The organism is Leptospira brenneri, from assembly GCF_002812125.1.
GTDB classification, from domain to species: Bacteria; Spirochaetota; Leptospiria; order Leptospirales; family Leptospiraceae; genus Leptospira_A; species Leptospira_A brenneri.
Map to the genome: position 1 here is coordinate 1 of NZ_NPDQ01000008.1, position 12027 is coordinate 12027.

Below are 12027 nucleotides of genomic sequence, written 5' to 3' on the forward strand. Positions count from 1 at the left end.
CCACTCCACCCACCACTAGAAGACCCTCCTCCAGAACTCCATCCGCCAGAAGAACTGCCTGAGGAATAAGTAACGGAATCCGAAATTTTTTCTGAGATGGACTTAACCCAAGAAATTTTATTTCTTGTTAGGCGAACAAAGGGAAACCCAATGATATAGATAAAATTACAAACCACCCAACCATAAAATCCGTAGAAAATAGAAGGAACCCACTGGAAAAAAATCAGTAAAAAGAAAAATACCCAGGTACTAGAATCTTCTTTGTGGAAGGCTAAAATGGTTGCGAAAAGAAAAATAATCCCAACAAAGATAAGTCCAATCAAATACAAATGCCAACCTTGTTCGGCTCCAATTCCACGAAAGGCTTGGAATTCTTCCCACATTGTAGGTTCTTTTGGCGTCACTCCTGTATCTAGAGTGGTTAGGATTTGGTTTAAACCAGCAGTAATTCCTTCTTCGTAATTTCCAGATTTAAAATGCGGAATCATTATATTTCGAATGATACGATTGCAATAAACATCAGTCAAAATTCCTTCCAGTCCATAACCCACTTCAATTCTTACCTTTCTGTCCTCAATGGAGAGTAAAATAAGAACTCCATTGTCCTGATTTTTTTGACCGAGTTTCCACTCTTCGGCAACTTTTAAGCTGTATTCTTCTAAAATTTCACCTTCTAACGAACGTACAACGAGAATGGCAACTTGGTTTGAAGTTTTTTCTTCATGTTCTTCTAAAACAGATTCCCAAATATTTGCTTCTGCTTCTGAGATGGTTCCCTCTTCCCAAGTGACTCTCCTCTCTAAGGTCGGGATCTCTTTCGAAAAAACTTCGAAAGGAACCATTCCAGAAAAAAACAGAAAAAGAAATCCCAGGCGGAGACTAGAAAATATAAAATGCATCGCGATTAGCGTAGTTGACAAATAGAAAAAAATCAAAGAGATTTTTCCCGCGTGGAAACAACTTTTTTATCAGAATCTGTATTCGTAAAAGCCGGGACTTTCAATGATTATCTGATGCTCTTTGGAATTGTTTTTTGGACCGGACTGGCACTTTCCGGATTTTGGATGTGGAAACAAAACCATATTGGAAAAATAGGACCTTTCTTCACCTTACTCATGTTTTTACCTTTCAGCTTCATGTGTTTTAAATCATATAAAGATAAAGAATTATATTTATATCAGTTGGTTATAGATAAAAACAAAGAAGAAATTCGGTTTGGAGATTCAAGACTCGAACCTGATATCGTATTTCCTTTTGCAGAATTTATTTCTTATCAAATCAAATCAGAATCCGAGTCAAAAAAAGATGGGAGATTGTATACTGATACCGTTTACTTAAACCATAAATCTGGATTATTACTTCCGATAGCCACTGTCTCTGCAAGGAAGTACAACGATAGTTCGGAGAGTTTTAGCCGTTATACAAAATTATCGAAAGAATTTAGGAAACTCTTCAGGATCTTTCCTCTTCCAGTGGAAACAGAAACGGGGAAACCATTCCAAGAACTTCTCGTCAAACCGAAGTTATCGAATGAGAAACCAGAACCTAACCACATTCAGAAGGAAAAATCAAATACCAACCAGACAGCACCGGACGAAAAATCCGAAAAAGAATCCATTCGACCTCCGCAGTTTCCGATAGAATGGAATCATCACATCACAAACGCTAATTGGTATTTTTCACTCAGCCTGATTGCGATCGGGAACTTAGGTTTATTTCTATTCGTGGTAACGATTCGAGCAAAGGATAATCCCAACTGGATTTGGGGATTGGTATTACTTCTTTTGGGATACTTATGTTTTGGAGCCCAATATTATTTTTGGATTGGCAGGAAACAGGAAACCCAATATCGAATTGAATCCTCCAAAGATCGTTATTTGTTCTCCTCTCTAAAGGACGGAAAAGTAACGGAAGAAAAAGTATGGACCCAAAACTCTGAAAAAATCGCTTTTTTGGAATTACCGGGAAAGACCCTACACATCCAAACCAAACTTGCCTATGAAAAAGCGAAGGCACTCGCAAATTCTCTCGAAAATCCTGATTCCAACCTAGAAGATGCCTTCAAACTAACAAAAGAAGTCTACCAAGCCTCAGATGGAGAGCGCTGGGATTTAAGCGATCTTCCTATGGAAGTTGCAGTTCGCTTGTTTCTTGTACTGTGAGTTTTTTTAGACAAAATTCAAATTAGCGTACAGAAAAAGCCGAATGGCCAATAATACACCATAATGTACCACGTATAAGCATTTGAGACTGATTCGCTTTGCCTAAAAATAAATCATTTTGCTGAAAACAAAATAATTGGACAGTACACCCAAATTCAAAAACAAGGTACAGTAATTGCTTTAGTGTAGGGTACGTATGTCAAAATCTAACCAACCACCCATCCTTCCGCCACTCGGCCCACAGGCCCAAGGTATGTATGATCCTTCTATGGACAAAGATTCCTGTGGTGTTGGTTTTATCGCAAATTTTAAGGGCAAACGTTCCCGTGACATCGTTGACAAGGGGATTCGCCTGATGTGCAACCTCGAACACCGAGGGGCCGAAGGAGCCGATCCAAAAACTGGCGACGGTGCTGGGATCATGATCAATATCCCTGATGCATTTTTTAGAAAGAATCTTCCCTTCACTCTCCCAAAAGAAGGTGATTATGCTGTGGGTTTTCTTTTCCTCCCACAAAACACTGAAGTCAGGACCGCAGTAGAAAACGTCATTGAAAAAATCATTGTGGATGAAGGTGAAGAATTTCTTGGATTTCGCGATGTACCAATTAACAAAGATTACGCGGGTGTTGTGGCTTCTAAAACCATGCCCGTCTTCAAACAAGTATTCATTGGGAAAAAATCAAAAAAATTAAAAACTTCTGATGACTTCGAAAGAAAACTGTTCCTCATTCGCCGCCTCATTGACAGAAGGATTCGTGCGGAACTCAAACTCGATCGTTCCCAGTACTACGTTCCCAGTTTTTCATCCAGAACCATCGTATACAAAGGGATGTTACTTGGTGACCAAGTTAAAAAATTCTATGAAGATTTAAAATCTCCAGACTTAACTTCTGCATTTTGTTTAACTCATACAAGGTTTTCAACTAATACCTTCCCTACTTGGGATTTGGCTCACCCTTACCGCCAAATTGCTCACAACGGAGAGATCAACACACTTCGTGGGAATATGAATTGGATGGCAGCTCGTCAAATGGTGATGCAGTCTCCACTCTACGGTGATGAACTTCGCCGTATGCTTCCCATCGTAATGGAAGGCCAGTCTGATACAGCAACATTTGATACAGTACTCGAACTTCTTGTAATGGGTGGAAGATCCTTACCACACTCAGTGATGATGATGATTCCAGAAGCTTGGTCCAAAAACAAAGGAATGGATGCCGACAGACGCGCGTTCTACGAATACCATGCAACGTTTATGGAACCTTGGGATGGGCCTGCAGCCATTGCTTTTACTGATGGTCGCATCATTGGTGCCACTCTTGATAGAAATGGACTTCGTCCTGCACGATTTGTGGTTACCAAAGAAGATGAAGTGATCATGTCTTCTGAAGCTGGAGTTCTTAACCTTCCACCAGAAGAAATTTTAATCCAAGATCGTCTTCGTCCAGGTCGTATGCTTCTCATCGATATGGAGAAAGGCCAAATCTTAGATGATGAAGAGATCAAAAAACAAATCGCTACTCAAAAACCTTATCGTAAATGGGTAGAAGATAATATGATCCGTCTTGGATCTTTACCGGACCCAGAGAACGTAAAACAACCTCAACACGAAACTATTTTAGAACGCCAAAGGGCTTTCGGTTATACTCACGAAGATGTGTTTACCGTCATCAAACCGATGGGAATTGCCGGTGAAGAACCAATTGGCTCTATGGGTGTGGACTCTTCGCTTGCAGTATTAAGCGAAAAACCACAACCCCTATTCCGTTACTTCAAACAAAACTTTGCACAAGTAACCAACCCACCAATTGATCCGATTCGGGAAGAGCTTGTGATGGAACTCACAACTTATATTGGTCCTGAAGGAAATCTTCTTTCAGAAGAACCAGAACACGCTCATCGATTGGAATTGGAACATCCGATTCTCACGAACGAAGATTTTGAAAAAATCAAACAAATCAGCGAAGGCCATTTCAAAGCGAAAACTTTTGAAATCCTTTTTGATCCATCCAAAAAACATGATATGAGAAACTCACTCGATCGTGTTTGTTCTGATGCAGCAAAAGCCATTCGAGACCAAGGTGTGACACTCATCATCTTAACTGACCATGGTGTGGGTGAAAAAAAGGCAGCCATTCCATCGCTCCTTGCAGTGGCGGGACTTCATCATTATTTGATCCGTGAAGGGCTTCGTACCCGTGCAGGGATTGTTTTGGAATCCGGGGAACCAAGAGAAGTGGCTCACTTCGCATTGTTATGTGGTTATGGAGCAAACGCCATCAACCCATACCTTGCTTTTGAAACTATTTCCGACCTTTCACAACAAGGTTTACTTCCAGAAGTTCCTGAATACAAAGAAGCAAAAAAGAAATATATCAAATCTATTGGGAAAGGGCTTTTCAAAGTTTTCTCCAAAATGGGAATTTCCACATTACAATCGTATTGTGGTGCTCAGATTTTTGAAGCAGTCGGACTTGATTCTGAATTAGTGAATACTTACTTTGCAGGGACTCAGTCTAGAATTGAAGGACTTTCTCTTGAGATGTTAGAAGAGGAAACCGTTCGCCGTCACAAAGCGGCTTATGATCCAACTTTTTTCCCTAACAACTTGGAACCAGGTGGAGTACACTATTACCGAAAAAATGGAGATAGTCATCTCTATACACCGGTCACTGTACACAAACTCCAAAAAGCAACACAAGAAAATGATTACAAAGTATTCAAAGAGTTTTCTAGTTTAATCGATAACCAAAACGAAAAAGCGGTCACTCTTCGAAGTTTATTCCAACTCGACTTTGAAGGATCTAAAGCAATCCCAATTGAAGAAGTAGAATCGACTAAATCCATCCTCAAACGTTTCCAAACAGGAGCGATGAGCCATGGGTCCATTTCCTGGGAAGCTCATACCACTCTTGCCATTGCAATGAATCGCATTGGCGCAAAATCCAATACAGGAGAAGGTGGAGAAGATCCAGTAAGGTTCAAAACACTTCCTAATGGAGATAGCATGCGTTCGGCGATCAAACAGGTTGCCTCTGCAAGATTTGGTGTGACGATGGAATACCTCACCAATGCCGATGATATCCAAATCAAAATGGCACAGGGCGCCAAACCAGGTGAAGGTGGACAGCTCCCAGGACACAAGGTAGACAAATACATTGGTTGGTTGCGTTACTCCACACCAGGTGTGACACTTATCTCCCCTCCTCCTCACCATGATATTTATTCGATTGAAGATTTAAAACAGCTTATCTTCGATTTAAAAAATTCGAACCCAAGAGCTCGTGTATCCGTAAAACTAGTTTCTGAATCTGGGGTAGGAACTGTGGCGGCAGGTGTGGCGAAAGCTCATGCGGACCATATCCTCATTGCAGGACATGAAGGGGGAACAGGTGCAAGCCCTATCTCTTCCATCCACCACGCTGGAACACCTTGGGAACTCGGACTATCGGAAACTCACCAAACTCTTGTTGCCAACGGACTTCGTGACCGGGTTTACCTCGCTGTCGATGGGAAACTCCTCACGGGAAAAGATGTTGTCGTAGGAGCACTCCTCGGTGCGGAAGAATTCGGATTCTCTACTTCCGCACTGGTATCAGTGGGTTGTATCATGATGCGTAAGTGTCACTTGAACACTTGCCCAGTAGGTGTTGCGACACAAGATGAATTTTTAAGAAGTAAGTTCACCGGCAAACCAGAGTATGTTGTAAACTTCATGACCTTTGTAGCGGAAGAAGTTCGCGAGATCATGGCACAACTTGGTTTTAGAACTTTCGAAGAGATGATTGGACAAGTGGAAAAAATCAAATTCAAACGACCTCACCACCACTGGAAGGCTCGTGGACTTGATTTTACAAAAGTCCTCCACAGACCAACTCCTGTATTCCCTACAGGACTTTACCGTGCGAAAGAACAAAATCACCATTTGGATGAACAAATCGATAACGAACTCATTCGTAAGTCACTGGCTGCCATTGACCACAAACAACCGGTTAAAATCAAAACTTCCATTGTGAACTTAAACCGTTCTGTGGGAACAATGCTCAGTCACGAAGTGACTAAAAAATATGGAGTAGATGGTCTTTCTGAAGATACGATCGATATCGAATTTACAGGAACCGCAGGACAGTCGTTTGGTGCCTTTGTAACAAAAGGGATGACACTTCGACTCATTGGAGAAGGAAACGATTACGTAGGAAAAGGACTTTGTGGTGGTAAACTCATCTTCCAAACTCCGAAGAATGCTCCTTACAAAGCAGAAGAAAATATTGTGATTGGAAACACTTGTTTCATTGGAGCAACCAGTGGGAATGCCTATGTGAACGGGATTGCTGGGGAAAGGTTCTGTGTTCGTAACTCGGGAGCCCATGTGATCGTAGAAGGAACTGGTGACCATGGTTGCGAGTATATGACTGGTGGACGAGTGATCATCCTCGGGGACATAGGAAGAAACTTTGCTGCTGGTATGTCTGGTGGAATTGCTTATCTTTGGGATCCAAAGAAAAACAAAGAAGCGCTCATCAACAAAGAGATGGTCGACTTAGATCCATTAGCTGATGCATCCGAAATTGCAGAAGTAAAGAAAATGGTTGAAGACCATAAAACTTATACAGGTTCAAAACGAGCCGAAGAAGTTCTAAACAATTGGGAAACTGTGGTCAAACAAATAATCAAAGTGATTCCAAGAGATTATAAAAAAGCTCTAGAAAAAATGGCTGATGAAAAAACATCAGAAAAACCTAACAAAGAAGGGGTAGCAGCTCGTGGGTAAACCAACAGGATTTTTAGAATTTAAAAAAGAATACCTTCAAAAAATTGAACCGAAGGAACGAGTTAAGAACTATAAAGAGTTCGAAAAACCTTTCCCTGAAACTGTTGCCAAAGACCAAGGCGCTCGATGTATGGATTGTGGGATTCCTTTTTGCCACGGTGATACAGGTTGTCCTGTAGATAACCTCATCCCTGAATTCAATGACTTTGTCTACCGAGGCCGATGGAAGGAAGCTTGGGAAAATCTTTCCAAAACAAATAACTTTCCTGAATTTACAGGAAGGCTCTGCCCTGCTCCTTGTGAATCTGCTTGCACTTTAGGAATCATCGAACCGCCAGTTTCCATCAAATCAATTGAAAGAACCATAATCGATCGTGCTTGGGAAGAAGGTTGGGTCATTCCACAACCTCCAACCTCTAAATCCGGAAAAAAAGTAGCCGTTGTCGGTTCTGGACCTGCTGGTCTTGCCGCAGGACAGCAGTTAGCTCGGGCTGGACATACTGTCACAATTTTTGAAAAAAATGATCGGATTGGTGGTCTACTCCGTTACGGAATTCCAGATTTTAAAATGGAAAAAAGACATATCGACCGCCGCATGAAACAAATGGAAGCAGAAGGTGTTACCTTCAAAACCAATGTGAACGTGGGTGTAGACATTACCGCAAAACAACTTTTAGCTGATTTTGATTCTGTAATTCTTGCTTGTGGATCAGAAGTTCCCAGAGATCTACCTTTGGAAGGCAGAAAAAGCAAAGGGATTCACTTTGCTATGGATTTCCTTTCTAAGAACAACAAACAAGTTGCAGGTGACGACATAGAAATCATCAGTGCAAAAGACAAACATGTGATTGTGATTGGTGGTGGTGATACCGGTTCCGACTGTGTTGGAACTTCCAACAGACATGGTGCCAAATCAGTCACTCAAATTGAACTTTTCCCTGAACCTCCTAAAGAAAGAGACGCATCGACTCCATGGCCTCTTTATCCGAAAATGCTTCGCACTTCTTCTTCACACGAGGAAGGTGTGGTTCGTAAATGGGCCATCTCTACTATGGGTTTTAAATCTAACGACCAAGGGGAAGTCACTGCGATTTACGGATCAGAAGTGAAAGAGGAAAATGGAAAATTCAATCCAATCCCAGGAACCGAATTCGAATGGCCTGCGGATTTAGTTTTCCTTGCCATGGGATTTGTGAACCCCATCAAAGAAGGACTCATCGCTGATTTGCAAAAAGAAGGATTGGAACTGGACGGTCGGGGAAATGTAAAAGCTGATTTTGGAACAAAACCAGGCTCTTTTGCAACATCTGTACCAAAAGTGTACGCTTGCGGGGACGTTAGACGAGGGCAATCCCTCATCGTTTGGGCCATTTCCGAAGGAAGGAAATGTGCTGACCAAGTCCACCACTTCCTGATGCAAGATGTAGAGGGTTAAAACCCTCTCATTTTAAGATCCACATTTGGAACATACCTTATCATAACAGGGATAATTTCTTTCCAAATGTGGATTTACTTTCGAACCCTCTTTGGCAAAAAAATTCTTGCCTAACTTCCAAATTGCAAAAATGATTGGAGAGATCAATTGAAACGTAGCAAGTAACACTATAGAGATTGTTATATAATATTCCAACACTTGAGATACCCTTGAAACTGACTATTACACAATTCATTAAAATCGCAACACTTTTGGTAGTGCTCACCACTAATCTATCTGCAGAGAACATCCTTCTCAAAAAAGGAGGAACACTCCAAGGTAAGGTAGTAGAACAAGACCAGTATAAGCTAAAAATTAGAAAAGAAGACGGGACTACCGTCGTTCTTAACAAAACAGACATCCTCAAAGTGGTTTACAAAGACCACCTAACAGCTGCTGAGGAAGACAAACTCAGAAAAGCAGAAGAAGAAAAAGAGAGAGTCAAAAGAGAAAAAGAAGAAGCGGCAAAACTTAAAAAAGACCAAGAAGATGCTGCCAAGTTAGAAAAAGAAATGGCTGCCAAAAATGCATCTGCGGAAGCAGAAGCAAAACGCAAAAAAGAAGAAGAAGCCAAACTTGCTGAAGCTGACAGAAAAAACCTAACACGGGGTGGGGCCACTTGGAGATCTGCGGTTCTTCCCGGTTGGGGTCAATGGAAACAAGGTAGAAAAGTCCAAGCGATTGTATACCCTTCCATCATTGCAGTAGGTCTCTTTTTCACATATGACAAACATCGTATGTATTTAAATGCAAAACGTGATTATAATAATTTAGAAAACCCTTATACAGAGAATGGGTTGGTTCGAGCAGCCTTTACTCCGCAGTCTTCTGCAACTGTTTCTCCTGCAGAAGCTGTTGTTGCAAGCCAACTAGGCCCTTTCAAAGGCCAAAGAGAATCTGTGGAACGTCATTACAGGGACATGCAATACATTGGAGTGGCTACCCTACTCGTATATTTCTGGAATATTTTTGATGCTTATTACTTCCACCCGACTGGCTCTGGACTGAGTCACGAAGACACTCGCAAAGAAAAGTTCTTTATGAACTCTTCCGTGGAACGTGTAGGTTACCACCCAACAGCTGTTGCAGGGGATCGTGGAATCGAACACCGTACACAACTAGGATATGAGTTTATCTTCTAACAGCCATTAGCAAAACATCTATACTGAGCCCTCTTTTTAGATTGGCTCTAAATCTCAATTACCCCTTGACAAATATCAAGGGGCGTTCTTAGAAACCCCATTCTGTTTTTCTTTCTTTTCTTCGTCCTTTTCTATACAAAGGAATTAGTTCTCTATATATACATACGGAACTGATAAAGATTAAGGAGAGAAACATTGGCTACGGAAAAAACTCAATATGATGATTTTATCGTAAAAGGGTTTATCATTTCAGCGTTAGTCTGGGGCGTTGCATCAATGACATTTGGTGTCATTATTGCCTTCCAACTTGTGTATCCACAGCTGAATTTTGAATTACCTTGGACGAGCTTCGGAAGGTTAAGACCTCTACACACCAATGCTGCCATTTTTGGATTTGCGTTGAGTGTTATCTTCGCCACAGCCTACCATACGGTACAAAGATTGTGTCGAACAAGAATGTGGAGTGATACATTTTCCAAACTACACTTGGCACTGTACAACCTATCAATTGTTCTTGCAGCTATTACACTTCCACTTGGATACAGCCAATCAAAAGAATATGCCGAATTAGAATGGCCTATCGACTTATTGATTGTTGTATGGTATGTAATTTTCCTTGTTAACTATTTGGTAACGGTGCTCAAACGAAAAGAAGAACAAATGTATGTGGCTATTTGGTTCTACATTGCTTCCTTTGTAACGGTTCCACTTCTTTTTATCGTAAACAACATTGTAATCCCAGCAGGTTTCTTAAAATCCTACTCGGTATATTCAGGTGTGTTTGATGCCAACATCCAATGGTGGTATGGACACAACGCGGTAGCCTTTGTTCTTACGACTCCATTTTTGGGACTTATGTACTATTACCTCCCAAAACATATCAAACAACCGATCTACTCTCACAGACTATCGATCATCCACTTCTGGTCATTGATCTTTATCTATATTTGGGCAGGTCCTCACCATTTATTATATTCTCCAATTCCTGAATGGTTACAAACAACAGGGATGGTATTCTCCATCATGTTATGGATGCCTTCTTGGGGTGGTATGTTAAATGGATTTTTAACACTAACTCAGGCTAAGGATAAAATCAAAGTAGATGCAACCCTCAAAATGATGTTAGCTGCCGTTACTTTTTACGGTATGTCAACATTTGAAGGTCCACTCCTTTCCATTCGTGCAGTTTCCGCTCTTGGACACAACACAGACTGGATCATTGGTCACGTTCACTCAGGAACTTTAGGTTGGGTGGGATTTATGTCCGCCGCAGCTTTGTATTACCTAGTGCCAAGAATTTGGAATGCTAACCTCTACAGTGAAAAACTTGCCAATGCACACTTTTGGCTCGGAACACTTGGGATCCTACTCTATATCATTTCGATGTGGGTATCTGGAATCACTGAAGGTTCAATGTGGAGAGCAGTTGGAGAAAACGGGGAACTCGTTTACAAAGACTGGGTAGAAATCGTTGAGTTCTTAAAACCATTCAGACTTTTCCGTGCGATCGGAGGAACACTCTATCTAACAGGGATTATACTAATGGTATTTAACTTTATCAAAACCATTCAAAACAAAAATAGTGGGTTTGTTGAACAAGACTTACGTATGGGAGCGAAATCATAATGTTTGGATTTAATAAATTCTTAGATTGGTTTTCCGAAATCGCAGATCATTGGGACACTAAAGGTGTTAAGTTTACTCTCTATACAACGATTGCAGTTGTGATTGGTGGACTTTTCGAACTTGTTCCACCGTTTTTCTTAACAAAGACGGTAACTCCGATTTCAACCGTAAAACCATATTCCGCATTGGAACTTGCAGGTCGTGATACTTACCAAAAAGAAGGATGTATCGGATGCCATACACAAATGGTTCGACCTTTCAAATGGGAAGTGGATCGTTTCGACCCAACAAAAGCTTACGGACGAACAGGATACTCTAAAGGTGGAGAATATGTTTATGACCACCCTTTCCTTTGGGGATCTAAACGTACTGGTCCAGATTTAGCTCATGAATCTCAAATGTTACGTTCTGATGAATGGCATAAAAACCATTTGATCAATCCAAGAACTGTGGGTGGTGTACCAAACTCTGTTATGCCAGCTTACCCATGGTTGTTTGAAGCCTCAAACAAAGTGGATGTGGAACAAGTTGTGGCGAACATGAAGGCATTAAAATCCATCGGTGTTCCTTATACAGAAGAAGACTTTGCAAATGCACCTTCTCTTCTTAAAGACAAAACCGAAGGAGAAGCACTCGTTGCATATTTGCAAAAACTGGGAAGAGATTCTGCAGAATTGCAAAAAGGTATGAAGTAAGATTATGAACGAAGCAGACATTCTACTCGTTTATAAAAGTCTGAGATTGCCGTTCCTTGTAATCGCAATCTCTTACATCACCTACTACGTTTATAAAAAACGTACGAAAGACGAAATGGAGAAACCCAAGTATAGAATGCTTGAGGAGGATTAA

The 12027-nt window shown here is 41.1% G+C and carries 8 protein-coding genes; 7 read left to right on the forward strand and 1 reads right to left on the reverse strand.

The features are described from left to right. Positions 1 to 935 (reverse strand): TPM domain-containing protein (locus CH361_RS15940; RefSeq protein ID WP_244279925.1); only part of this gene is annotated, 935 nt, incomplete at its 3' end. 15 nt (positions 936 to 950) lie between these two features. On the opposite strand from CH361_RS15940, the gene CH361_RS15945 reads away from it, so the two are divergent. From CH361_RS15945 to CH361_RS15975, 7 genes are all read left to right on the forward strand, one after another. Further along, a complete protein-coding gene (locus CH361_RS15945) occupies positions 951 to 2162 on the forward strand; it encodes a hypothetical protein (protein ID WP_100791820.1) in 1212 nt (403 codons plus the stop codon). A gap of 196 nt (positions 2163 to 2358) precedes the next feature. Continuing rightward, complete coding sequence (gene gltB / locus CH361_RS15950) at positions 2359 to 6936, forward strand: glutamate synthase large subunit (RefSeq protein WP_100791821.1); 4578 nt, start codon at positions 2359 to 2361, stop codon at positions 6934 to 6936. Then, positions 6929 to 8371: a glutamate synthase subunit beta gene (locus tag CH361_RS15955; protein ID WP_100791822.1), complete on the forward strand. Its 1443-nt coding sequence runs from the start codon at positions 6929 to 6931 to the stop codon at positions 8369 to 8371. Before gltB ends, CH361_RS15955 begins: the two co-directional genes overlap by 8 nt. A 209-nt stretch (positions 8372 to 8580) precedes the next feature. Then, positions 8581 to 9552, forward strand: coding sequence for an LA_0442/LA_0875 N-terminal domain-containing protein (locus CH361_RS15960; protein WP_100791823.1), 972 nt, complete (start codon positions 8581 to 8583; stop codon positions 9550 to 9552). 195 nt (positions 9553 to 9747) lie between these two features. Then, positions 9748 to 11178 carry a cytochrome-c oxidase, cbb3-type subunit I gene (gene ccoN / locus CH361_RS15965; protein WP_100791824.1) on the forward strand — a complete coding sequence of 477 codons (1431 nt, stop codon included), beginning with the start codon at positions 9748 to 9750 and terminating at the stop codon, positions 11176 to 11178. Then, the gene (gene ccoO / locus CH361_RS15970; protein WP_100791825.1) at positions 11178 to 11873 is read left to right on the forward strand and encodes a cytochrome-c oxidase, cbb3-type subunit II; all 696 of its coding nucleotides are present in this window, start codon (positions 11178 to 11180) and stop codon (positions 11871 to 11873) included. Before ccoN ends, ccoO begins: the two co-directional genes overlap by 1 nt. A gap of 4 nt (positions 11874 to 11877) precedes the next feature. Next, positions 11878 to 12027 (forward strand): CcoQ/FixQ family Cbb3-type cytochrome c oxidase assembly chaperone, encoded by a 150-nt coding sequence (locus CH361_RS15975; protein WP_100791826.1) that lies wholly within the window; start codon positions 11878 to 11880, stop codon positions 12025 to 12027.

Coding starts and splice junctions, on each gene's coding strand:
- ccoO (WP_100791825.1), top strand. CDS start 11,178: ATGTTTGGATTTAATAAATTCTTAGATTGGTTTTCCGAAATCGCAGAT.
- gltB (WP_100791821.1), top strand. CDS start 2,359: ATGTCAAAATCTAACCAACCACCCATCCTTCCGCCACTCGGCCCACAG.
- CH361_RS15975 (WP_100791826.1), top strand. CDS start 11,878: ATGAACGAAGCAGACATTCTACTCGTTTATAAAAGTCTGAGATTGCCG.